General features: G+C 71.1%; 17 protein-coding genes. 13 read left to right on the forward strand and 4 right to left on the reverse strand.

Translation table 11 applies throughout. From position 1 onward, the window contains the following. The first annotated feature begins 78 nt into the window (after positions 1–78). Together OWM54_RS21760 and OWM54_RS21765 are read left to right on the forward strand one after the other, a co-directional pair. Positions 79–1,131, forward strand: coding sequence for a hypothetical protein (locus tag OWM54_RS21760; RefSeq protein WP_267698705.1), 1,053 nt, complete (start codon positions 79–81; stop codon positions 1,129–1,131). A 38-nt stretch (positions 1,132–1,169) separates the two neighbouring features. Next, positions 1,170–2,441 (forward strand): hypothetical protein, encoded by a 1,272-nt coding sequence (locus OWM54_RS21765; protein WP_267698706.1) that lies wholly within the window; start codon positions 1,170–1,172, stop codon positions 2,439–2,441. Between the two features lie 272 nt (positions 2,442–2,713). Here OWM54_RS21765 and OWM54_RS21770 read toward each other — a convergent pair whose 3' ends face one another. The 3 genes from OWM54_RS21770 to OWM54_RS21780 all read right to left on the reverse strand — a co-directional run bounded on the left by OWM54_RS21770 (position 2,714) and on the right by OWM54_RS21780 (position 8,100). Then, positions 2,714–3,616: a hypothetical protein gene (locus OWM54_RS21770; protein ID WP_223784274.1), complete on the reverse strand. Its 903-nt coding sequence runs from the start codon at positions 3,614–3,616 to the stop codon at positions 2,714–2,716. A gap of 64 nt (positions 3,617–3,680) precedes the next feature. Continuing rightward, positions 3,681–5,039, reverse strand: a complete 1,359-nt coding sequence (locus OWM54_RS21775) for a sigma 54-interacting transcriptional regulator (RefSeq protein WP_370640388.1) — start codon at positions 5,037–5,039, stop codon at positions 3,681–3,683. A 31-nt stretch (positions 5,040–5,070) separates the two neighbouring features. After that, positions 5,071–8,100 (reverse strand): serine/threonine-protein kinase, encoded by a 3,030-nt coding sequence (locus tag OWM54_RS21780; protein ID WP_267698707.1) that lies wholly within the window; start codon positions 8,098–8,100, stop codon positions 5,071–5,073. A gap of 266 nt (positions 8,101–8,366) precedes the next feature. Here OWM54_RS21780 and OWM54_RS21785 point away from each other — a divergent pair, with 266 nt between their 5' ends. The 8 genes from OWM54_RS21785 (at position 8,367) to OWM54_RS21820 (ending at position 17,915) form a co-directional block, all read left to right on the forward strand. Further along, entirely contained in the window at positions 8,367–8,777 is a 411-nt protein-coding gene (locus tag OWM54_RS21785) for a hypothetical protein (protein ID WP_223749391.1), read from the forward strand. Positions 8,778–9,028: 251 nt separating this feature from the next. After that, on the forward strand, positions 9,029–10,513 hold the full coding sequence (gene mmsA / locus OWM54_RS21790) for a CoA-acylating methylmalonate-semialdehyde dehydrogenase (protein WP_267698708.1): 1,485 nt from the start codon (positions 9,029–9,031) through the stop codon (positions 10,511–10,513). Positions 10,514–10,562: 49 nt separating this feature from the next. Further along, complete coding sequence (locus OWM54_RS21795) at positions 10,563–11,816, forward strand: GTP cyclohydrolase II (protein ID WP_223749389.1); 1,254 nt, start codon at positions 10,563–10,565, stop codon at positions 11,814–11,816. After that, a complete protein-coding gene (locus OWM54_RS21800; RefSeq protein ID WP_267698709.1) occupies positions 11,809–13,020 on the forward strand; it encodes a URC4/urg3 family protein in 1,212 nt (403 codons plus the stop codon). The genes OWM54_RS21795 and OWM54_RS21800 overlap by 8 nt, the downstream gene beginning before the upstream one ends. Positions 13,021–13,051: 31 nt before the next feature. Next, positions 13,052–13,690, forward strand: a complete 639-nt coding sequence (gene upp / locus OWM54_RS21805) for a uracil phosphoribosyltransferase (RefSeq protein WP_141329226.1) — start codon at positions 13,052–13,054, stop codon at positions 13,688–13,690. A 164-nt stretch (positions 13,691–13,854) separates the two neighbouring features. Next, on the forward strand, positions 13,855–15,129 hold the full coding sequence (locus OWM54_RS21810) for a DUF4215 domain-containing protein (protein WP_267698710.1): 1,275 nt from the start codon (positions 13,855–13,857) through the stop codon (positions 15,127–15,129). Between the two features lie 420 nt (positions 15,130–15,549). Continuing rightward, positions 15,550–16,107 carry an MXAN_0125 family MYXO-CTERM protein gene (locus tag OWM54_RS21815; protein WP_223784279.1) on the forward strand — a complete coding sequence of 186 codons (558 nt, stop codon included), beginning with the start codon at positions 15,550–15,552 and terminating at the stop codon, positions 16,105–16,107. Positions 16,108–16,484: 377 nt separating this feature from the next. Beyond that, complete coding sequence (locus tag OWM54_RS21820; RefSeq protein WP_267698711.1) at positions 16,485–17,915, forward strand: EGF domain-containing protein; 1,431 nt, start codon at positions 16,485–16,487, stop codon at positions 17,913–17,915. Positions 17,916–18,139: 224 nt separating this feature from the next. Here the strand turns inward: OWM54_RS21820 and OWM54_RS21825 are convergent, their stop codons facing one another. Further along, on the reverse strand, positions 18,140–18,451 hold the full coding sequence (locus OWM54_RS21825; protein WP_223749385.1) for a helix-turn-helix domain-containing protein: 312 nt from the start codon (positions 18,449–18,451) through the stop codon (positions 18,140–18,142). 391 nt (positions 18,452–18,842) lie between these two features. Here OWM54_RS21825 and OWM54_RS21830 point away from each other — a divergent pair, with 391 nt between their 5' ends. The 3 genes from OWM54_RS21830 to OWM54_RS21840 all read left to right on the forward strand — a co-directional run bounded on the left by OWM54_RS21830 (position 18,843) and on the right by OWM54_RS21840 (position 23,261). Continuing rightward, positions 18,843–19,355, forward strand: a complete 513-nt coding sequence (locus OWM54_RS21830; RefSeq protein ID WP_267698712.1) for a hypothetical protein — start codon at positions 18,843–18,845, stop codon at positions 19,353–19,355. 129 nt (positions 19,356–19,484) lie between these two features. Then, on the forward strand, positions 19,485–20,843 hold the full coding sequence (locus tag OWM54_RS21835) for a CapA family protein (protein ID WP_267698713.1): 1,359 nt from the start codon (positions 19,485–19,487) through the stop codon (positions 20,841–20,843). 153 nt (positions 20,844–20,996) lie between these two features. After that, complete coding sequence (locus OWM54_RS21840; protein ID WP_267698714.1) at positions 20,997–23,261, forward strand: membrane dipeptidase; 2,265 nt, start codon at positions 20,997–20,999, stop codon at positions 23,259–23,261. Positions 23,262–23,338 lie beyond the last annotated feature (77 nt).

Genomic DNA, 23,338 nt, shown 5'->3' on the forward strand with positions numbered 1-23,338 from the left:
TGGCACACCCCGTGCTCAAGGGAGCTGCATCGGCTGACCTGGCTCAGCCCTCGCAGCCCAGCCCCCGAGGACCTCGTCATGGCGCTCTCCCCCATCTCCCGCTCCGTCGCCTCCCCCGTCGCCCCCTCGCTGTCGTCCCGCGCCGAGTCGGTGTCGCAGGCGGCGCGGCCGACGCCGATGAACGCGCCCTCGGCCCCGTCCCTCTTCCAGAAGGACGGCTTCGAGACCGGTGGCCTCAAGAGCGCGGAGGGACTCCAGAAGCTGGTGAAGGTGCTCGCCTCGCAGCTCGAGGTCCTCAATGAGCTGGCGCAGGTGCTCGGTGGCGCGCAGGGCCAGGGCGGCACGGGCGTGCCCCCGCTGAGCGGCGCGCAGGGCCAGGGCGGCACCGGTGTGCCCCCGCTGGGTGGCGCGCAGGGGCCGGGCGCGCTCGCGGGCTGCGCCGAGACCTCCGCCGCGGCCCCGTCCCCGCAGATCCCGAGCATCGGCGCCCAGGCGCCGTCGCCTTCGGGCAAGGCCGCGGCCCCGTCCCCCGGACAGCCCGCGGAGGCGGTCGGCGCGAAGCAGAAGGTCTCCGACTCGCAGGGTGCGAAGAAGGACGGCAACACGCTGTCGCTGCACAACGACGGCGACAAGCCGATGACCATCCAGTTCACGCCGAACGCGGGGGAGAAGGCGGTGGACCCGGTCACCCTCCAGCCGGGCGAGAACCGCACGGTGAAGTTCCCCGAGGGGTGGTCGGGCAACTTCCGCAGCACGTCGGGCGACGGCAAGAACGCCACGCTCGGCGAGGTGAAGTTCGACGGTGGCTTCGGGAAGACCTACTACGACGTCAGCTACATCGAGGGGCACAACACCGCGATGACGATGCAGCCCGCCAGCGGCGGCCGGACGTCCGGGACCCTGGAGAACCTGCTCTCCTCCGCGCCCGACGCCGTGAAGGCCCGAGGTGAGGACGGGTCGGTGTATGGCATCAAGAAGACCACCACCTCGGAGGTGAAGGACCCGGCGGTGGTAGACTTCTTCCGCAAGCACGTCGGCGCGGACCAGGGTTATGTCATCCCCACCGACGACGCGAGCACGCTGGGCAGTGGTGACAGCAACCTGGTCGTCCGCTTGAAGAACCTCACCTGAGTCCCACCGGCGCCGCGCGCGCCGGCCGTGTCCCCTCCATGAGCGTCCGCCTCCCGCCGAATGCCCCCCGCCCCGGAGTCCCCCCTCGGTCCGCGAGGGAGGAGGCGGCGCGCGAGCAGGCGAAGCCCGCGGAGGCGAAGAAGTCGGACAAGTCCCCCCAGGCGAAGGGCACCGGCGGCAAGCCCGCGACGGGTGGGAAGACCGGGGCCCGCCCCGCCGAGGGCGAGCAGGCACAGCAGGGCGCGCAGGGTGGCGTCCACCGCGACGGGATGGATGCCGGCGCCCAGCGCGGCGGCTCCGGCGGGCTCGAGGGCTTCACCCAGGGCGGCGCGGAGGCGCTCGGCACCGCGCCCCCGACGGGCACCTCCACGGGCATGGCGGCGAAGCCCGCGCAGGTGGCGACGCCCACGCCTGCGACGCAGCCGCAGCCGTCCACGCGCGCCGAGCAGCAGGCGCCTCCGACGCCGCAGCAGCCCGCGCGTGAGTCCACTTCGGCCCAGGCTCCGCGCGAGCGGGACCTCGCGGAGCGCGCGCCGCGCGAGGAGACGCCGGCCTCGCGGGAGGGCCGCGCGAGGGTGCGCGCCGCCGTGATGGACCGGCTGATGCGGGGCTACGCGGACCTGGAGGCCAAGCTCTCCCAGTTCGTCCAGGCCCCGGGGCGTCACCAGGGCGTCGTCACGGTGCCCATCATGATGAGCGAGAGCTCCGTCACGCTCGAGTTCTGGGCCGTGGCCGCCGGGACGGCCGATGACCGGGCCTTCCTGGCCGAGGTGCTCGGTGTGCCGGCGAACGTGGATGACGCGTACCTGCTCGAGCTGTTGCGCGAGGAGATCCACCTCGCCTTCGACGTGTTCCAGCGCTCGGAGCCGGGCAAGCAGGCCCGCGCGGCGTACGAGGCGGTGCTCACGCGCTACGACGCGGCCCGCATCCAGCCCGTCATCGAGGGCCACGACGCCGGCCCGATGGTGTCCGAGTGCGCCCGGCTCCAGCTGTCGTGCGAGCCGGCCTTCACCCGCTCACTGCTCCTGTCCCCGCTCCAGCTCGCCGTCGCGCGCTTCGCCGACGAGGGCAGCGCCACGCAGGTGATGGTGGCCGGGCTGACGCTGCAGCAGCTGGGCTCGCTCGTGGGGCACCTGCGCACGCTCAACCCGTTGCTGAGCAACGCGCAGGTGCGCAACCTCCTGTTCCGCGCCTCCACGGATTTGAAGCTCGCGTTGCGAAAGCCACTGGGTGACGCAGAGGTGGAGCGCGTGCAGGAGCTCGCGAAGCAGCTCCTCCGGCTCCAGGCCGTGGAGTACCTCCACGTCTGAGGAGCGACGCCCACGAGGGACATCGCCCGAGCGTCGTGCACTCCGGCGCGGGGCGAGGGAGGCGTCGCGCCGACACGCGTGTGACGAGGGTGCCCCTTGCAACGGGAGCACGCCGCCCGCGCATTGCGCGGGGCAGCGCGGCTCCAGCTCGGCCTGCTCAGCAGAGGCGTCGCGCCGGCATGCGGTCGGCTCGAGACGCAGGTCCCGCTCCGCGCGTCAGTCCGCCAGCCTTCGCGGCGAGCGTGACGCGCGGCCCAGGTAAGGCCCTCCGCTCAGGAGGACTCGCGGGCGAAGGCGCCCCTGCGGGAGCCGCCGCCATCGGAGTTGCCCAGCGCCGTGGCAATCTCGCCGCCGCGCTGCGCGCGCTCGGCCTCGGTGGTGCCCTCTGCCTTCTCGACGACGAGCATGCCGCCGCCGTTGTGCTCGCTCCAGGCGGTGCCCACCGCGTCCTCGAGCGCCCCGGCGTCCATCTTCACGCTCTTGCCGGTCCCCGGGTCCTTCACCGTGTAGTTGCCCTGCGCGTCCTTGCCATCGACGGTGACCCAGTGCGCGCGGCCCTTGCCCGCGTCCTTCGCGTTCGGGTCCACCTTGTTGGAGTCCACCAGCACCGCGGCCTTGCCGTCGCGCGCCAGGGCTTCATCCATCAGCTTCTTGTCGAAGGAGCCGGAGGCCTGCGTCACCGCCGCGCCCTCGTGCGCAATCATGTTCGACAGCTCGTGCGGCGTCGTCCCGTCGCCGTTGGTGAAGCGCGACTCGAGCGAGTCCATCGTCTCCGTCGACGGCTTCGCGCCCGTGGTGCCCTTGTCCTTGCCCAGCATCACCGCCACCGCGGACCCGCAGTTGGAGTCCTTGGTCTGCTGGAGCACCGAAGCGCCGTCCGCGGGCCCGCCCAGCTGGGGCACCTTCATGGACGACAAGTCACTCACGCAGGCCACCTGCTGGGGCTGGGTGGCGGACGCCGTGCCCACCGCGCTGGCCAGCGCACCGAAGCGCTGCACCCACTCGCTCAGCTGCGCCTCCTGCGCGCCGTACGCATCCGTGGGCGCCTCCACCGGCGTCACCTCGGGGGCCGCCGCCGTGCCCGTCCCGGATGCTGCGGCCCCCGGCGCCGGCGTCACGTCGACGCGTGGCTGCTCGAGGGTCCTCACCAGGGTCGGAGAGAGGGGGATGCGCACGGGGGGCCTCCAGGGACAAAAGGGGTACGTGGTCATCCCACTCTAACCCGAAAGTCCCTCCGCGTTAAGAGTCCCGCCCCGTATCCAGGTCGTGCTTGCGCAGCAGTTTCTTCAAGTAGACACGGTCGATGTCCGCCTCGCGGGCGGCCCGGGAGATGTTCCCCTCGCAGCGCTCCAGTAGATTTTTCAGGTAGTCGCGCTCGAAGCCTTCGATGAGGCGCTCCTTGGCTTCCTTGAAGGGGAGGTCCAGCTCGACCTTGGCGCCCCCCTCCTCGCCGGAGGACTCCAGCTCCGGCAGGGCCTCCTCGCCCAGGTTGACCACCTGCTCCACCACGTTGCGCAGCTCGCGCACGTTGCCGGGCCAGGGGTACTGGGCCAGCAGCGCGCGCGTCTGGACCGACAGCGCGCTGGGCGCCCGGCCCGTCTGCTTGAGCATGTGGTCGATGAGCGCCGGGATGTCCTCGGGGCGCTCGCGCAGGGGCGGCAGACTCACGCGCAGCACCGCGAGCCGGTGGAACAAGTCCCGCCGGAACTTCCCCTGCTGCACCGCCTGCTCCAGGTTCACGTGCGTGGCGGCCACCACGCGCATGTTCACGGAGATGTAGTCGTTGGCGCCCACGCGCTTGACCTGCCGGCGCTCCAGCACGCGCAAGAGGCGCGGCTGCAGCTCCAGGGGCAGCTCGCCCACCTCGTCCAGGAACACCGTGCCGCCCTGGGCGCGCTCGAAGGCGCCCGCGCGGTCCGTCTGCGCGCTGGTGAACGCGCCCTTCACGTGGCCGAACAGCTCGCTCTCGATGAGCGTGGGCGGCACGCCCGCCAGGTCCACGATGACGAACGGGCCCTTCTTGCGCGGGCTCTGCTGGTGGATGGCCTCCGCGCACAGGTCCTTGCCCGTGCCCGTCTCGCCCTGGATGAGCACGTCCGCGCCGCCGGGGGCCAGCCGCTCCAGCAGCGTGAAGGCCTCGCGCATCTTGCGGCTCTGCCCGACGAGCGCCCCGAAGTGGTCCTTGTCCGACAGCAGGACGGCGCGCTCGCGCGTGTCCTCGGGCATCAGCTTCAGCTCGGTGGTGCCCAGGGTGATGACGGTGCCGGGGCGCAGCTCCAGGGACGTGAAGCGCAGCCGCTCGCAGAACGAGCCGTTGTGCGATTCCAGGTCCGTGGCCACCACGTGCTCGTCATGCACCTCCAGCCTCAGGTGCTGTCGGGACACGGCCTTGTCCGCCAGGACGATGTCGCACGTGGGCGCCTTGCCCACCACGTGCGTGCCCTGTCGGAGCGGATGCACCTTGCCGGAGTCCGGACCCGAGAGGATCCGGAGCACCATCTTCACCTGACCCGCCCGTCCGCGCGTCAGCGTGGCCGTGGCATCCAGGTTCGCCTCTTCCTCGTCCGGCGGCAGCGACACGAGGGCGGACGCTAGCACGCCCCGGCGGGGGTGCCACCTTCCACGCGTGTCACCGCTTCCGGGGGCGCACCAGCGCGCGCACCGGCCGCGCGGCCTTCTTCTCCTCGGGCAGGGAGGCGAGGAAGCCGTCCACCTCCCCCGCGCGCTCGGGCAGCTCCGCCTGGGTGAACCACCCCTTGGCCCGCGCGGCCTCCTCGCGCGCCTGGGGCACCTGCCCCGTCCGGGCCAGCGCCTTCGCCAGCGCGAAGCCGGACTCCGCCAGCGCGTCCGGGGGCGCGTCCGGGAAGCCCACGGCCTCGCGCAGCGGCTTCACGGCCTCGTCCGCGCGGCCCAGCCCGAGCAGCGCCTGGCCCACGCCGTCCAGGGAGAACTGCAGCTTGTCGTCGCCCGGGGGCAGCACCTTCTGCTTCATCGCGAGCGCGCGCTCATACGTCTTCAGCGCGTCCTCGAAGCGGCGCAGGCCGAGCTGACACATGCCCAGCTCGTCGAGCGCCTCCGCCAGCTTCAGGTTGTCCGCGCCGTAGATGGCCTGGAGGATGTCCGCCGCCGCCTGCGCGTGGGGCAGGGCCTTGTCGTCCTGCCCCTGCTCGCGCAGCGTCATGGACAACAGGCCGTGGCGCCGGGCCACGTCGGGGTGCTGCGGGCCCATGGCGGCGGTGGTCTTCTGGAGCGCGTCCTCCATCAGCCTCAGCGCGAGCGCCGAGTCACCGAGCGAGTTCACCACGTGCGCGAGCAGGAACGTGGTGCGCGCGCGCTTGGGGTGCTCCTCCGGCAGCGCCCTCGCGTAGAGCGCGCGGGCCTCCTCCACGCGCGCCTTGGCCACGTCGTACTGCGCCTGCGTGATGGCCAGGTTGGCTTGATTGACGCGCACGTCGCCCAGCAGCACGGCGTCTCCGCCCATGCGCTCCAGGGTGGCCTCGGCCAGCTCGCCCCAGCGCGCCGCGGGCTCGAAGTGCTCGAGTCCATCCTCCACGAAGAGCAGCTTGTTGAGCGCCGTCACCTTCAGCCGGTCCGCGTGGCCGGCCTCCGCGTCGAACACCGCGCGCGACAGCAGCTTCGCGGCCTCGGCGGACTCGCCCGTCTGCTCCAGCAGCCAGCCGTTCAGGTACCGCGCCTCGGAGCGCAGCGGCAGGTAGCCGGTGGCCTCGACGGGGGCCATCAGCGGTTGGATGGCCTCCAGGGCCTGGGGGTGTCTGCCCGCGTCCATGAGCGCGCGCACGTGGGAGAGCTTCTCCTCCAACACCTCGATGTCCGCGCGGCGCAGCGGGTCCGAGGGCCGTCGCTGCGCCGAGGCCAGCGCCTCCGCGTCCTCGCACTCCCACAGCGAGGGCAGGGCGAGCGCCGCGTCCAGCGACTTCTCCACCATCGCCGCGTCCGCGCTCGACAGCAGCTCCACCGTGGCGCGGAAGTCCTTGCGCCGACGCTCCAGGCACACGAGCTGCCGGTCCAACTGCTCCTCGGGCTTCACGCCCTGCACCTGGGTGGCCTCGCACGCCTGCACGCGCTGCTGCTTCCACGCCTGGGCGTAGTCTTCCAGGGCGTGCGTCACGCGCTCGGCCATCGTCTTCGCGAAGGGGCGGCCCGTGGCCTCGAACGCGGTGGCCAGCTTGTCGCGCGTGGAGGACGACCACGCCTCGTCCATCTGCGCGCCCGCGTCCACGCACGTGCGTGACTGGTGCCACACCGCGCCCGCCGTCAGCGCGAGCGTGGTGCCCAGCGCGCCCGCCGCCGTCGCCCACCGACGGCGCTGCAGCCGGTGGTGCTCCTGGGACAGCGCCTCCAGCAGCGCGGACATCGAGGGGAAGCGCTGGTCGGCCTCCAGCGACAGGCCGCGCAGCACGGCGTCGCGCACCCAGCCGGGCACCTTCGAGTCGCGCGGCGGCTCGCGCACCGCGAGCGGAGGCGGCCGCGTGGAGGAGGTCGCCAGGGCGCCCTGGGGCGTGGCGAGCGACTCGGTGCGCCCGCCGGCCTCGACCATGCTGGAGATGACGTAGGCGCGCACGCTCCCCGGGTCGAAGGGGCGCGCGCCATAGAGCGCGCCGTACAGCGCGGCGCAGAAGCTGAACTGGTCCGTGCGCCCGTCCAGCGTCGCGCCCCGGAACTGCTCCGGGGACATGTAGTTGGGCGTGCCCACCAGCGCGCCATGTCCGGTGAGCGTGGTGTCCAGCATGCGCCGACCGGAGGCGAGCGTCTCGCGGGTCTCCTCGGGGAGCGGGTCCTCCTCGCGCAGCTCGCCGATGGGACGCGCCAGGCCGAAGTCCATCACGTACACGCGGCCCGCGCGGCTGATGAGTACGTTGGCCGGCTTGAAGTCGCGGTGCACCAGCCCCGCCGCGTGCGCGGCCTCCAGGCCCCGGCCCGCGTCCACGTAGCGCGTGAGGATTTCGCGCCACGAGCGCGGCGACTCCTTCAGCCACGACGCCAGCGTGCCGCCGTCCACCAGCTCCATCGCGACGAAGACCTGGTCGCCCCACATGCCCACGTCGAACACCGGGATGACGTGCGGGTGGGAGACGCGCGCCATGGCCTGCGCCTCGCGCAAGAGCCGCGCCCGCGCCTCCTCGGACTCGTCGTGGCGTCCGTCCGGATGCAGCAGCTTGAGCGCCACCTTCCGGTCCAGGTCCGGGTCATAGGCCGCGTACACCACGCCCATGCCGCCCTGGCCCAGTCGGCGCAACAGCACATACCGGCCCACCTGGGAGAACGGCGGCGCCCGGCGGCGCGCCTCGTCCGGCCCCGTGGCGGAATCGTCACCGTGGGAGCTCGAGCCCACATCCCGATCTCCAGTGCCATAGGAGCGCGAGCCCGCACCTCGGGCCCCCGTCCCGTGGGAGCCCGCGCCCGGGCCCTCCGCGCCCAGGGACGCCGTCCCCTCGAGCTTGTCGCCCGTGCCCAGGGACATCGTCCCTTCGGGCTCGCCGCCCGTGCCCAGGGACATCGTCCCTTCGAGCTTATCGCCCGTGCCCAGGGACATCGTCCCCTCGTCCGCGGGGGCCGGGACGAGCGACGCCGTCCCCTCGTCCTCGCCGCCCGTGCCGACGGAGCCCTCGCCCCTGTCGCCTGTGTCGTTCTTGGTCATTCCTGGCGCACCCTTCCCCCGAGTGTACCCAAGCTCCTTGGGACTCCCAGGTTCTCGCCGCCTCGCGTCAGTCGCCTGGCTGCTCCAGGACAGACGCGCCGACCGGGCGCGAGGTGTCCGCCGGGACCTCGTGCCCTCGGGTGAGGTCGGAGCACAGGCCGCGATGTGGGAAGGTCGCACCTGCGCGAAGGTCCCTCCAAGATCCCACGTCGACGGCGCCCAGGTCCTTGTGCCCACGCGAGGGAAGGCGCGAGCCTGGGTGGGCCATGTCCATCCGCAAGGACTACGTCGAGCGTCTCATCGAGCAGTTCGCCGCCGCGCTGGCGCGATTGCTCAAGGCCCGCCACGAGAAGCGCTTCGCCGACGCGGCGGCGCTCATCCGCTCGACGGCGCTCGACACGTTGGGGATGGAGTACGCGGCCCTGCTGATGGTGGACGCCGCGTCCACCGCGCGCCTGCTGGGCGACCCGCTGCGCGTGAAGGTGCTCGCGCGACTGGTGGCCGAGGACGGCGAGCTGCACCTGGAGCAGGGCGACTCCCAGAGGGCCACCGAGCGCTTCGAGTACGCGCTCGCGCTGTATGCCGAGGCGCGCCGCCTGGGCCTCCCCCATGATGCGGAGGACTCCGCCGTCCTCACCCGCCTGCGTGCGTGGTTGGGTCCCGGCGCGAGCGCTTGAAAGACAACACTGTCGCCTGAGTCCGCCCGCACCCGTCAATGAATGACGCGGCGCGGCCCATGACGCCATGCATTGAAGACCCCATGGGATGCCTTTGCGGGAGGCGGTCCTCTTCCCGACAGGTGGAGTGCTGGGGTGCAGGACAGTCGCCCGGCATTCTGGCGGGCGGCCCCGGGGGTGGGTTGCGGTGATGTCTGTGTTCGCGGCTACGATGAAGCGCACGTCCTCGTTGCCATGTCTGGGGTGTGCGCTTGTCGTTCGTCGAGCTTCCCGAGAGCGTCGTTCCGTGTCGAAACCTGGTGGGAGGTGAGTGGCTGCTGCCGCCGGGCGCGACGCTGCTGGATGTCCGCAGCCCCTACACCGGCACCGTCATCGGCCGGGTTCCCCTCACGCCCGCGGACGGTGTCGCGCAGGCGGTGGAGGCCGCGCGTCCCGCCGCCGCGCTGTGGAGGAGCCTCTCCCCGCGCGAGCGCACCCAGCCCCTGTTCCGCTTCCGGAGCCTGCTGGAGCGGGAGCTGGACCGGCTGTCGAACCTCGCCGCGAGCGAGGCGGGCAAGACGGTGGCGGAGGCGCGCGCCGGCGTGCTCAAGGGCCTGGAGGTGTGCGAGTTCGCGCTGTCCCTGCAGAACCTGGACAGCGGCGCGCACCTGGAGGTGAGCCGCGGCGTCACGTGTGAGCTGCGCCGCGAGCCGTTGGGCATCGTCGCGGGCATCACCCCGTTCAACTTCCCGGCGATGGTGCCCATGTGGCTGTTCCCCATCGCGGTGACGCTGGGCAACGCCTTCATCCTCAAGCCGTCGGAGAAGGTGCCCCTCACCGCGTGCGCGCTGGGCGAGCTGATGCGCGAGGCGGGCTATCCCCCCGGCGTCTTCTCCGTCGTGCACGGCGGGCGCGAGACGGTGGACGCGCTGGTGGAGCACCCGGACGTCAAGGCGCTGGCCTTCGTGGGCTCGTCGGCCGTGGCGCGGCAGCTCTACGCGCGCGGCGGTGAGCGCGGCAAGCGCGTGCTCGCGCTGGGCGGCGCGAAGAACCACCTCATCGTCGCGCCGGACGCGGACCCGGACCTCACCGCGCAGGCCGTGGTGGACTCGTTCACCGGCTGCGCGGGCCAGCGCTGCATGGCGGGCAGCGTGCTCCTGGCGGTGGGCGACATCGAGCCCTTGCTCCAGGACATCGCCCGGCGCGCGGCCCGGCTCGAGGTGGGCCCCGGCATGGGCGCCATCATCGACAAGGGCGCGGTGGAGCGGCTGGAGACGGCCATCGCCCGCGCGGCGTCCGAGGGCGCGCGCCTCACGCTGGACGGGCGCGGCAAGCGTCCGGCGGGCGAGCAGTGGGCCGGCGGCAACTGGCTGGGCCCGTCCATCCTGGACCACGTGCGCCCGGACATGGAGGCCGCCAGGCGCGAGCTGTTCGGCCCGGTGCTGTCCATCATCCGCGTGCCCACGCTGTCGGCGGCGCTCGCGGTGGAGAACGCGTCCACCTACGGCAACGCCGCGTCCATCTTCACCACCAGCGGCGCGGTGGCGCAGGCGGCGGTGGAGGGCGTGCGCGCGGGCATGGTGGGCGTCAACGTGGGCGTGCCCGTCCCGCGCGAGCCGTTCTCCTTCGGCGGCACCGGCGAGTCGCGCTTCGGCCACGGCGACATCACCGGCGTCTCCAGCCTCGACTTCTGGACGCAGCTCAAGAAGGTCACCCGCAAGTGGTCGGCTCGCACCGACGGCTCGTGGATGAGCTGAGCGTTCCTCCCGCACGAGCTCCAGTCGCGCCCGCAAGGAGGGCGCTCCCATGGCAGACAAGAAGCCCGTCAACTCCATCCGTCTCACCTCCCATCCGGATGGCGACACGCCCAGCGTGCCCATCCGCTGGGGCGAGGTGGATCCGCTGCGCCGGGGGCCCGTGGTGGCCACGCTCACCGAGCCCGGCCACCGCAACGTCATCGGCACGCACGCGGGCTCCTACGCCGTCTACCGCGCGCTCGCCGTGGCCGCGGGCATGCTGCCGCAGGACCACCGCGCGGACCTGAAGGACACCTCGCCCGCCGCGGAGATTGGGCCGCATCCGTCCTGGAGCAACCCCGACCGCATCGTCTCCCTGGACCCGTGGGGCGCGGTGGCGCCGCAGGCCTTCCGCCCCTTCTACGAGCAGGGCGTCGACTTCCGTCCCACCATCGCCGTCACCCGCGCGCACATCAACCTGCCGGAGCTGCGCGACGCGGTGGAGGCGGGCCGGCTGGTCCCGGACGGGGACCTGCTCACCGCCAACGGCGACATCAAGGTGGTGAAGGCCGCGGTGGACCCGGTGTGGCACCTGCCGGGAATCGCGCGGCGCTTCGGCCTGACGGAGAGCGCGCTGCGCCGCGGCCTCTTCGAGCAGACGGGCGGCATGTTCCCGGAGCTGATTACCCGCCCGGACCTGCACGTCTTCCTGCCGCCCATCGGCGGGCTCACGCTGTATGCCTTCGGTGACATCCGCTCGGTGGCGAACAAGGACATCCCGCTGGCGGTGCGCGTGCATGACGAGTGCAACGGCTCGGACGTGTTCGGCAGCGACATCTGCACCTGCCGGCCGTACCTGGCGCACGGCATCGAGGAGTGCGTGCGCACGTCGCAGGCGGGCGGCGCGGGCATCATCGTCTACCTGCGCAAGGAGGGCCGCGCGCTGGGCGAGGTCACCAAGTTCCTGGTCTACAACGCGCGCAAGCGCCAGGAGGGCGGCGACTCCGCGGCCACGTACTTCCACCGCACCGAGTGCGTGGCGGGCGTGCAGGACATGCGCTTCCAGGAGCTGATGCCGGACGTGCTCCACTGGCTGGGCATCACCCGCATCCACCGCTTCGTGTCGATGAGCGACATGAAGCACGACGCCATTGTCCGCTCGGGCATCGAAATCCTCGAGCGCGTGCCCATCCCCGAGGAGCTCATCCCCGCCGACGCGAAGGTGGAGATGGAGGCGAAGAAGGCGGCGGGCTACTTCACCAAGGGCCCCGTGGCGGACGCGGCGGGACTTGCGCAGGTGAAGGGACGGGGCCTCGATGTCTGAGCGGCCCCTGGCGAGGACGGACGTGTCCCCGGCCGTCGCGTGGCTGCGCACCCCCGCGGCCATCCGCGAGCGCTGCCATCAGCTGCTGGAGCTGGGGCTCGCCGGGAAGCTCACGCACTTCCGCGTGGAGCCCTCGCGGCTGTCGGCCGTGGTGGACACGGTGCTGGCCGTCACGCGCGAGGCATACCCCACGCTGGACATCCCGCTGCACAGCCGCTGGCGTCACTTCGACGCGGGCGGCGTCAAGCGCGTGGAGGAGCTGGAGGCGCGGCTGAAGGGCGTGTCCCCCGAGGAGCGCGCGCGGGCGAAGCTGGACCTGGCCGTGGTGAGCGTGCTGCTGGACGCGGGCAGCGGCCCGAAGTGGCGCTACCGCGAGCAGGGCGGCGGCACGTGGGCGCGCTCGGAAGGCCTGGCGGTGGCCAGCTTCCGCATGTTCATGGACGGCGTCTTCTCCTCGGACCCGGACCGGCCGCTGCGCGCGGACTCGGAGGCGCTGAGCCGGCTGTCGCTCGACGCGCTCGCGCAAGGGCTCCAGGTCACCGGGGCGAACCCGCTGGACGGGCTCGAGGGCCGGCTGCACCTGATGCACGGCCTGGGGCGCGTGCTGCCCAGGCCCGGGACGCTGTTCGACCTGGTGGTGGCGCAGGGGCGCAGCGTGCGCGCCTCGGAGCTGTTGGGGCACGTGCTGGAGCAGCTGGGCCCCATCTGGCCGGGGCGGGTGATGGTGGACGCGGTCAACCTGGGCGACGTGTGGCCGCACTCGGCGCTGGGCCCGGTGGAGGGCGTGGACGCGCTGGTGCCCTTCCACAAGCTGTCCCAGTGGCTGACGTACTCGCTGGTGGAGCCGCTGGAGGAGGCGGGGCTCCGCGTGTTGGAGCTGGACGGGCTCACCGGCCTGCCCGAGTACCGCAACGGCGGCCTCTTCGTGGACCTGGGCGTGCTGGTGCCCCGGGACGCGCGGCTGACCCGCGAGGCCCTGCATCCGAGCGAGGAGCCCATCGTCGAGTGGCGTGCGCTGACGGTGGCGCTGTTGGACCGGGTGGCGGCGCTGGTGCGCGGCCGGCTGGGGATGAGCGCGGAGGAGCTGCCCCTGGGCAAGGTGCTGCAGGGAGGCACGTGGACGGCGGGGCGCAAGGTGGCCGCCGAGGCGCGCCCCGGCGGGGTGCCGCCCATCCGCGTGGACAGCGACGGAACGGTGTTCTGACAACCCGCAGATTCGACGAGGGAGGGACGCAATGGAGTTCCCCAACTGCACCGTGGTGGACCATCCACTGGTGAAGCACAAGCTGACGATGATGCGGCGCACGGAGACGAGCACCGCGACCTTCCGCTCGCTGCTCCAGGAGATTTCGCTGCTCCTGGCGTACGAGGCGCTGCGCGACCTGAAGGTCCGCGACGAGGACATCCAGACGCCCATGGCGCCCATGCGCGCGCCGATGCTGGAGGGCAAGAAGCTGGTGCTCGTCGCCATCATGCGCGCGGGCCAGGGCATCCTCGACGGCATGCTCCAACTGGTGCCCTCCGCGCGCGTGGGCCACATCGGCCTGTACCGCGACCCGGAGACGCTGACGCCGGTGGAGTACTACTACCGCGTGCCCGGGCAGCTGGCGGACCGCGACGTGGTGGTGTGTGACCCGATGCTCGCCACGGGCAACTCCGCGGTGGCGGCGCTCCAGCGCGTCAAGCGCAGCAAGCCCGGCTCCCTGCGCTTCGTGTGCCTGTTGGCCTGTCCGGAGGGCCTGGCCAACCTGCGCGAGCACCACCCGGACGTGCACGTCTACACCGCCGCGGTGGACGAGAAGCTCAACGAGCACGGCTACATCCTCCCGGGCCTGGGCGACGCGGGCGACCGGCTCTTCGGCACCAAGACGTGACGTATGCCAATGCCTGTCATGGATGACCCCGGGTTCTTCTTGAACTCTGGGGCGTCCGTGTCTGGGATTGTCGCGCCCGCGACGTCCCGAATAGCCTCGCATCCCTCCTGGGGGCCGTGAGCCCATCCCGGGCTCCAGCCCGCCTCGGGGGGACGAGGGACACGATGATGCGCGGACGATGCGGCTGGGGCTGGGTGGCGCTGGCATGTCTGGTGGGCGCCTGTGACGTCGAGCAGCGGGTGGACGAAGCGCCGCGGGAGGAGGTCTCGCGAGCGGCCCTGGCCCCGCCGGAGCCGAACCACGCGGACGCGGTGGCCGTCTCGGGCACGTCGTCGTCGGTGCTGAACCCGGGCGCGGCGGTGGGCCCGCCGGACGGCATCGCCGCGACGCTGCCCATGGACACCACGGCGGGGCTGATGCTGGACCTGGGCGAGGGGCAGGAGGCGACGGGGATGCTGACCGTCTACTACCGGGGCCCTCGCGAGGTGTCGTCGCAGTCGACGGTGCTGTTCCTGGCGGTGGACGGCAGCTACCTGTACGGGAGCACGCTGTTCGTGGTGCCGCGGGGTGAGGGCACCTTCGAGTGGACCGTGTGGAACGGGCAGACCATCCCCTATCGCTATGTGCTGCTGCGCGGGGCGGCCGAGGCGCCCATCCTGGTGGACGCGGTGCGGGGCCTGCGCAACCCGGTGTGTGGCGACGGCGTCATCGACGGCTCCGAGGAGCGCTGTGACGACGGCAACCAGAGCTCCGGAGATGGCTGCAGCAGCGTCTGCTGGCCGGAGGCCGGCTATACCTGCTCGGGCGAGCCGAGCGTCTGCGCGGACGTGGACGAGTGCGCCCTGGGCACGGACACCTGCGCGCCGGAGCAGGTCTGCGTCAACACGCCGGGCGGCTTCCAGTGCCAGACGCCCGCGTGCCTGCCGCCGAACCTCCCGTGTGGCTCGGCCTGCGTGGACCCGAGCAGCTCGAGCGAGCACTGCGGCGGCTGCGGGAATGCCTGTGGTGGGGGCGCGGCCTGTCAGGCGGGCGCGTGCGTGGGCACGTCGCTCCTGCAGATTTCAGCGACCTGGAGCCGGCCCGGAGACGCGGACCTGTATGTCCGCACGCCGGGCGACAAGCTCATCCACTACAACAACCGCGGACCGGACGCGCAGACCGAGTACGGCGAGCTGGACCGGGACGAGGTGACGGGCACCGGCCCGGAGAGCGTCTTCTGGGCGAATGGCCGGATTCCGCCCGTGGGCGGCTACCGCGTCTGTCTGATGGCGGTGGGCTTCTCTCCCCAGCCGAGCCCCTCGAATCCCGTGGGCTACACCGTCCGCGTCCGACGCGCGGGCAGGCCGGAGGTCGTCTACACCGGCGCGCTCACGCAGCTGCCCTCCACCTGGGGCTGCGACTGGGGCGACCCCGCGGTGGCGTCCTTCGGCATCCCCTGAGGCTGTCGCCCCGCGGGGGCGCCGGGCCGGGCATGGTGAGTGTTGGCCATGTCCCAGCCCGGGCTTCGCTCGAGCAGGGCGCGCAGGCGTTGTCGGCGCACCCCTCCGCGAACGAGGTGGAGGATGGGACCACCGTCGTCGTGCGCAACCCGGACGCCGCCCTGGGCGCCCCCGCCGGCCTCGTCCGAGTGCACCGAGGACAGCGAGGCCCGCATCCGGGACCTTCACCTGGTCTGCCTCGCCGTGACGTGAGGTGCCTGGGCTCGCCCGAGGACCACCGGGCGGTCCCTCGCCGAGTCAGGGGACACGGTGTCTGGGTGGAGAAGGTTGCCCTGGGCAACGATGTCTGGCTCCGCTCCCTGTCAGGGGCCAGGATGCGTGCCCGCGCAGGGGCCGACATTCGAGGCGGAGGTATCGAGGATGCGAACGACGTTCATTCCCCGGGGCCTGTCCATGCGGCTGGGGTGGGTGTTGGCGACGGCGGTGGTGGTGGGTTCGGCGGGGCCGGCCCGGGCCGAGAGCGAGCCGTGTGACTGCGTCACCGAGCGACAGAGCGTGGTGTCGGAGAAGCCGTGCCTCATCATCTCCACCTACGCCACGTGCGGCACCAGCCGGGTCCGCAACGCGTGTGACGAGCCCGTGACGCTGGTGGGCTGGCCGCTGGCGGGCTGCGAGGGCGCGACGGTGTGCGACGAGGAGCTCCTGCCGAACGAGGAGGCCTCCTTCTACTTCGCCAACGACCAGCGCGCGGACCCGCTCCAGAAGGGGCAGGTCGAGGAGCGCTTCGAGGAGGAGCACTACGTCGTCTCCGTGGACGGCCAGGAGCACGACGTCGTGGTCTCCGCGAACGTGGCCTGTGTGTCGCGGGACACGCCGTCGGGCGGCTGTTCCTCCACGTCCACGGGCGGAGGGCTGCTGCTCGGAGGCGTGCTGGCCCTCCTGGGCGCGGTGCTCCGCCGGCGCCGCGTCGCGCGCTGAGCCGGTTTCGTGTCTGTCTTTGATTGAGGTGAGAGGTCCACCTGGGTGGGGTCTCCGGGTGGACCCGTGGGTCTGGCGCGAACCCCATCATCGTGTTTCGAGAAACATGTGTCTGCCGTGTTCTTGAAAAGAGAGACATGGCGGGTGTTCGTGTCTCGGAACGTGACGTGGGGGCGAGGGGTGTGTCGACTGTCTTTCGCCAGGGCGAAGTGTGGCGACTGGCATGTCCGCTCGCGCACGGCGCGGGGGGCTGCTCGCGGAAAATCGCCGCAAGAAAAAGCCGTCGTGCGTTTCTTGGAGTGAGACGGAAGTCCCCACCGTCATCTCCCTGCACGCGGGCTTTTCCGTCCAGCCAGACGAGCGGAATGGAGCAGAACATGAAGGTCAATCGTGGTGTCTCGGCGTCGCGCTGGTTGAGCGCGGTGTTCGCATTCGTCGTGGGTGGTTGTGGCGTCGCGCTCGAGGAGGACGCGTTCCCGACGGAGGATGTGGTGACGCGGGAGCAGGCCCTGGCCCCGAACTACGCGAACGCGGTGGTCCAGAGTGGCGTCACGCTGGTGGCCAATCCGCAGAACGCGGTGGGGGCGCCGGATGGGCAGACGGCGAACTTCCTGAGCCTGTTGGGCGGCGCGCTGACGCTGGACATGGGGCAGGGTGAGGAGGGCACGGGGCCCTTGCGCATCTACTACCGGGGGTTGTCGCTGGGGGTGGTGGTGCAGGTGGAGTTCCGGCGCGCGGACATGAGCCTCATCGCCACGGGGCAGGCGCAGCTGCTCGACGTGGGCGTGGGGACGCACTCCGCGCTGGTGCCGTACCTCCAGCCTGCTGCCTACCGTTACGTGACGCTGCGTGGCGCGTTGCTGTCGCTGTACCAGGTGGACGCGGTGGAGGCGACGGGGGGCGCGACGGGCGGGATGTGTGGGGACGGGATGGTGGGGACGGGCGAGCAGTGTGATGACGGAGGCCGGGTGGCGGGCGATGGCTGTGGCGCCACGTGCCAGGTGGAGCCGGGCTACACGTGTCAGGGCCAGCCGAGCGTGTGTCACGACGTGAACGAGTGCACCAACGGCACGGCGCAGTGCTCGCCGAACGCGTACTGCACGAACACGCCGGGCAGCTACACGTGTACGTGCCGGCCGGGCTACACGGGCAATGGCTTCACGTGTGTGGACATCGACGAGTGCGCGCTGGGGACGGACAACTGTGGGCCGGGTGAGCAGTGTGTGAACACGCCGGGGGGCTTCCAGTGCAATCCGCCGAGCTGTCCGTCGCCCAGGGTCCAGTGCGGCCAGGTGTGCACGGACTTGTCCTCGGACCCGAACAACTGCGGCTGCTGCGGCAACGTCTGTGGGGCGGGGAAGACGTGCTCGTCGGGGGTGTGCGTGGGGGGTGGCGGTGGAGGGGAGCCGCTGCGGTTCACGGCGACGTGGGGGCGGGACGGCGACGCGGACCTGGTGGTGAGGACGCCGACGGGGAAGATTGTCTCGTATGGGAACCCGGGGCCTGGGCCGAGCACGGACCAGGGGCGGTTCGAGGGGGACGTGGCGAGCGGGATGGGGCCGGAGAACGTGGCCTGGTACGAGGGGACGATGCCGCCGGCGGGGACGTACGACGTGTGCCTGAAGGCGGCGAACTTCCACCCGGCGGCGAGTGAGGCGACGCCGGTGCACTACTCGGTGACGGTGAAGCGGGCCGGGCAGGCGGACCAGGTCTTCACGGGGGCGCTGAAGCGCCAGGACGTCGGCGACGAGTGCCACCCGAAGCACCATGCCTACGTCGGGTCCATCGTGGTCGCGGGCTCGCACTGAGCGGGTGACACACTCCGGCGCGTGGGCACGGTGCCTGCGCGCTGGAGGGGCTCAGGGGGTGTACTCGAAGCCCTCGTAGTCGAAGGCGCGGGAGATGGCGTTCAGGTCGGCCTCCGTGCCTCCACACTCCGTCACCACGGCGCGCCACCGCGTGGACACGGTGGTCTTCATCTGGGTGATGAGTCGGCTCGCTTCGTCACGGGACAGATGGGGCGGGAAGGGATTCAGAAATCGTCGTCCAGCCGGCTGGATGCACGAGCCCGCGTGGGCTGGCGAGCGGCTTCGAGTGTCTTGCCTTCCTCGTCCCGGTCAGGGGATGCGAGATTCACGAACTCACGCTCGAGCCCCAGGGCCCACAACACCACGAAGTAGGCGCTGATAGCGGTGGTGGGGCTGCCCTCTTCGAGGCGCTTGAGAGTGCCGAGTGCGAGCCCCGTCTTCTTCGCGAGGTCTGCTTGCTTCATGCCTCGACGAAGCCGGGCGCGCCTGATGTTCGCTCCCAGGGCGATCACCGAACGGGCCACGGCGAAAGGCATCGTCTCCTGGGTCAGATTCTGGCGAGGCATGATTTTGGGCCGCTGATTTCAGTTCGGGTGGAACCAGTCTAGGAGCTTTCGGCGCGGGTTTTCATCAATCTATTGGGTATAAGCCGGGTTTGTGGCCAATAGATTGGCTTCGTCAGCGCGCCTGCCCGCTGAGCGGCACAAAGCCGAAACGCTGGGACGGACGAACTCTGTCTCTTGCGAGGCGAGGACTTCTGATGAGTCGCACCTTCCTCCAGGGGGGATGTTCAGCGTGAGACCCGTGGACGGCCCGCAGCGCGGCGAGATGAGGCCGCGCTGCCGGATTGATGGGATTGCCGTCCGAGGCGCGCCTAGGACCGCCAGGCCCGTTCTCTCCGGACGGGCCTGACGGGAGTCGATGCACATGCGCGCGAATCGTGGCCTGTGGATGTGTTTGTTGTCGGCGGTCCTCCTCTCGACGTCCGCGCGAGCGCAGCTCGTGCAGCTCACGTGTCCGGGAACGGAGGCGACGCACTACGAGCCGGGCGTCACGCAGACGCCCCGGACGGTGGCCTTCACGGGGCAATCCACGCTGGGCCCGTGCGTGGGACTCCCGCTGGGCGTCATCTCCGCGAGCATCCAGGTGGTGGGCTCGGGGGTGCTGAGCTGTTCGCTGGGGTCGTCGACCTTCTCGATGCGCATCGACTGGAATGATGGAACGTGGAGCACGGCCGAAGGCACGTCACTCATCAACGCCCGGCCCGCGGGAGAGATGGTCATCGTGCTCACCGGCAAGGTGACGGCAGGGCGCTTCCTGGATGCGACGGTGGTACGCACGCTGACGCTGCTCCAGACGGACCTGGCGGCCTGCTGGACCCCCGAGGGCGTCACGGATGTCGCGGGCGTGGTGACGCTCACTGTCTCCAAGCTGCTCTGACGAGGCGCGGGCGACACTCGCCGAGTCGGAACGGACTTCCTCTCATCCTCCAAGAGAGACACCGGATGAAACACCGCGTCGAGCCGGCGTGTGAGGGGGATTCCGTGGGCCTGGACTAAGCTGTCGGGCGTGCCTGCGCCTGTCTTGTTGTTGGTCCCCTTGCTGTTCGCCACCGCGCCCACCCACGTCGAGCTCGTGTTCGGCGGGGATGTGATTCCGCATGGGGAGGTGAAGACGGTGGCGCGGCTGCACGCGCGCAACGGCGCCGAGCCTCCCGAGGGTGGGCCCGCGCCGTCGCTGAACAACGACGGCTGGGACCACGTCTTCGGCCCCATCGCGGACGTGCTGCGCACCGCGGACATCGGCGTCTTGAACCTGGAGACGCCCGTCACGGACAACAAGAAGGCGGTGACGCGCGAGCTGCTCTTCAACGCGCCGTCCTCCATGGCCCGCGCCATGGCGCGCGCGGGCGTGAAGGTGGTGTCCACGGGGAACAACCACGCCAGGGACCAGCTCCCCACGGGCCTGGTGGAGACGCTGCGGCACCTGGATGCGGTGGGCCTGCGTCACACGGGGACGGGCGCGACGAGGGACGCCGCGTGGGAGCCTGTCTTCATGGACGTGCGAGGCATGAAGGTGGGCTTCCTGTCCTTCACGCGCTGGCTCAACGGCTTCAGCAACCCGAAGGAGGCCGAGGCGCCGCACGTGGCCTTCGTGCCCTACCCGCAGCACCGCTTCCACCGGGGCCTGACGACGGACGAGGTGACGCAGAAGGTGCGCGAGCTCTCGGCGCGCTGTGACGCGCTCATCGTCCTGGTGCATTGGGGCGTCGAGTACGCGGACAGCCCGCACCCGGACGACCGCAAGCTGGGGCAGGCGCTGCTGGACGCGGGGGCGCTGGCCGTCGTGGGGCATCATCCCCATGTGCTCCAGCCGCTGGAGGGCTACACCACCGCGGACGGACGGCGAGGGCTCATCGCGTTCTCGCTCGGCAACCTGGTGGCGAACCAGGACCGCTTCTATCTCCACGCGCCCAAGCCGAAGAAGGGCGTGGCGGGCGACAAGCGAGACTCCATGCTGCTGCGAGTCTCCCTGACGCGTCCGAGCCCCAAGGCGCCGGTGGTGCTGGGCGACGTCGCCGTGCTGCCGGTGTGGATTGAGAACAACGCCGTGGGCCGCAAGCGCAAGGAGACGCGCAACATCCAGCCGGTGCTCATCGACCGGGAGCTGGAGGCGGTGACCGAGCGCCTGGCGACGCTGGCCGCGCGGCCCGCACCGCAGGACCAGGAGACGAAGGAGGAGCGCGCGGAGCTGGAGCGTCGGCTGGACGGCTCCCGTCACCGCCGGGAGCGAATCCTCCGAATGCTGCCCGAGGGCTTCGCCGTCGCCTCCCCCGCGCTGCGCCAGCGCGCCACCGCGTACGTCCCACCGGCGTACGTGCCGCCCGTGTATGCGCCCACCGTGGTGGCGGAGCCCGCGGGCCCCTGAGTCGCGACGCGGTGCATCAGCGTTGCGTCAGTCACGGCATGGCGCCGACTGGCTTGAAGTCAGGGTGGGAGGTGTCGCTAAGTGGGGGTTTCCACCTGAAGGGAGTCCCCCATGTCCCGTCCGCGTCTGCTGCGATGGTGTACCACCTTGGTCATGGCATCCGCGTTGTCCTGCGTGCCCGTCGAGGAGGGCGAGAGCCCCCAGGCGCTCGCCGAGGTTGAAACAGAGAAGACGGCGAGGCTGGCAGGCGTGCCGGGCTTCGCGGAGCTGCACCACCACATGTTCGCCGAGGAGGCGTTTGGTGGCGGTTGGTTCCACGGCACGGTGACGGACGCGCTCACGCGGTGTGACGGAGGGTGGCCGGAGAGCGACCACGCGCGGGTGCGGATGGACTTGAGCCATCTGCTGAACCTGTGTCCGAACTCGAGCAACATCGACCTGCGCGGAGTGCCGGTGTTGTCGCAGCTGTTCGGCATCGCGGGCGCGGTGGGCTCGGAGTTCCTGGGGAAGATTGAGGGCACGCAGGGCGACACGGGCCTGCACGACGGGCGGCGCAATCCGAACAGCGAGTGGCCGCGCTGGGACACGATTGCGCACCAGCAGTCGTGGGAGGGGTGGCTGCGCCAGGCGCACCAGGGCGGCATGTCGCTGGTGGTGGTGTCGGCGGTGAGCAACGGCTTCCTGTGTGACGCGCTGCCGCCGCAGAACCGCACTCGGGCGTGTGACGAGATGACGGACGTGGAGGTGCAGCTGCAGAAGGCGCGCGACTTCGCGGCGACGCGGGACTGGGTGGACCTGGCGCTGACGCCGGCGGACGCTCGGCGCATCATCGGCGAGGGGAAGCTGGCGATGGTGCTGTCCATCGAGACGAGCAAGCTGTTCGGCGCGAAGGACTGGCGGGCGGAGCTGGAGCGCTTCCATGGGTTGGGGGTGCGCACGTTGCAGCCGGTGCACCAGCTGGACAACCGGTTCGGCGGGGCGGCGCCGCACAACGCCATCTTCCAGGCGGCGCAGTTTTTGGAGAACTGTCACATCGACTCGGACTGTGGGCTGACGGTGGGCGGGAAGACGTTGGGGTTCGACGTGGATGGGAACTGCAAGAACACGAAGGGCCTGACGGGGGAGGGGCGGGCGCTGGTGCAGGCGATGATGGACAAGGGGATGCTCATCGACCTGGCGCACCTGTCGGAGAAGGGCATCCAGGATGCGTACTCGGTGGCGGAGACGAACAAGTACTACCCGCTGTACGTGAGCCACGGACACTTCCGCGAGGTGATGAACGGGAAGCTGGCGGAGAACGAGAAGACGACGCCGGCGTGGGTGGTGCAGATGTTGCGGCGCACGGGCGGCATGTTCGGCTTGCGCACGGCGCATGACGAGACGCGGACGTATACGAAGTCCGGCGTGGAGAACAACTGCCAGGGGTCGACGCGCTCGTTCGCGCAGGCGTACGAGTTCGGCCGGCAGGGGTTGAAGGTTCCGATGGCCTTCGGCGCGGACTTCAACGGGTTCATCCAGCAGACGCGGCCGCGGTTTGGAGAGAACGGGGCGTGCTCGGCGGGGTTCGAGGCGGAGGCGGACGCGCAGGCGCGTCAGCAGGAGCTGCAGGGGCCTGGGCGGCTGGGGACGGCGTTCGACGAGGCGGGGCTGGCGCACGTGGGGTTGTTGCCGGACATGGTGAAGGACCTGAGGAACCTGGGGGTGAACACGGCGGGGCTGACGGGCTCGTCGGAGACGTTCATCCGGATGTGGGAGCGGGCGTCGTTGCCGCGGGTGGGGATGGCGGACCCGGCGAACGACATCGACACGTCGGGGGTGGCGGCGTGGGTGAAGCCGGAGGACCGGGAGGCGGCGTATCCGACGGTGTGTGGGAAGCACTACGCGCCGGACAGCAAGGACATGAACGAGCAGTGCCGGTTCGACGACGAGTGCCTGACGGAGCAGTGCTCGTCGGTGGTGTGCAGCCTCATCAAGGGCCGGTGCGTGTGCAACGGGGATGAGGATTGTGGCGGGGTGGGGTACTGCCAGAAGGACACGCCGGGGAATCCGGCGGACAACGACTGTGTGCCGAAGAAGGCGGACTGGGCGTCGTGCAGTCGGGATGGACAGTGCCAGTCGGGGGCGTGTGGCGGGTGTGCGAACGCGGTGGGGTGGTGCTTCACGCCGGACTCGAAGGGGTACGGGGAGACGTGCAAGTCGGATAGGGAGTGCAGGACGGACCGTTGCAGCGCGGACTGTTACCTGAATCCGACGGGCAGTTGCCTGTGCGACAGCGACTCGCACTGTGGTGCGACCCAGTACTGTGGCTGGGGGTTGAACTCGGGCAAGTGCCAGAACAAGAAGGGCCGAGGGGCGGCCTGCGGGTCCGGCCGCGAGTGCCTGTCGGGCACGTGTCGGTGGTCCTTCACGTGTAAGTAGGCGAGAGCCTTGGGGATGCTGGGGGCCGAGGGGCCCCTGGTGTCCCTGGGTGCGGGGATGTGGCGCTCGGAACCTTG

Origin of the sequence: Myxococcus sp. MISCRS1, from assembly GCF_026626605.1 — a bacterium.
Classification (GTDB): domain Bacteria; phylum Myxococcota; class Myxococcia; order Myxococcales; family Myxococcaceae; genus Myxococcus; species Myxococcus fulvus.

Coding starts and splice junctions, on each gene's coding strand:
- OWM54_RS21760 (WP_267698705.1), top strand. CDS start 79: ATGGCGCTCTCCCCCATCTCCCGCTCCGTCGCCTCCCCCGTCGCCCCC.
- OWM54_RS21765 (WP_267698706.1), top strand. CDS start 1,170: ATGAGCGTCCGCCTCCCGCCGAATGCCCCCCGCCCCGGAGTCCCCCCT.
- OWM54_RS21780 (WP_267698707.1), bottom strand. CDS start 8,100: ATGACCAAGAACGACACAGGCGACAGGGGCGAGGGCTCCGTCGGCACG.
- OWM54_RS21785 (WP_223749391.1), top strand. CDS start 8,367: ATGTCCATCCGCAAGGACTACGTCGAGCGTCTCATCGAGCAGTTCGCC.
- OWM54_RS21795 (WP_223749389.1), top strand. CDS start 10,563: ATGGCAGACAAGAAGCCCGTCAACTCCATCCGTCTCACCTCCCATCCG.
- OWM54_RS21800 (WP_267698709.1), top strand. CDS start 11,809: ATGTCTGAGCGGCCCCTGGCGAGGACGGACGTGTCCCCGGCCGTCGCG.
- upp (WP_141329226.1), top strand. CDS start 13,052: ATGGAGTTCCCCAACTGCACCGTGGTGGACCATCCACTGGTGAAGCAC.
- OWM54_RS21810 (WP_267698710.1), top strand. CDS start 13,855: ATGATGCGCGGACGATGCGGCTGGGGCTGGGTGGCGCTGGCATGTCTG.
- OWM54_RS21815 (WP_223784279.1), top strand. CDS start 15,550: ATGCGAACGACGTTCATTCCCCGGGGCCTGTCCATGCGGCTGGGGTGG.
- OWM54_RS21820 (WP_267698711.1), top strand. CDS start 16,485: ATGAAGGTCAATCGTGGTGTCTCGGCGTCGCGCTGGTTGAGCGCGGTG.
- OWM54_RS21825 (WP_223749385.1), bottom strand. CDS start 18,451: ATGCCTTTCGCCGTGGCCCGTTCGGTGATCGCCCTGGGAGCGAACATC.
- OWM54_RS21830 (WP_267698712.1), top strand. CDS start 18,843: ATGCGCGCGAATCGTGGCCTGTGGATGTGTTTGTTGTCGGCGGTCCTC.
- OWM54_RS21840 (WP_267698714.1), top strand. CDS start 20,997: ATGGCATCCGCGTTGTCCTGCGTGCCCGTCGAGGAGGGCGAGAGCCCC.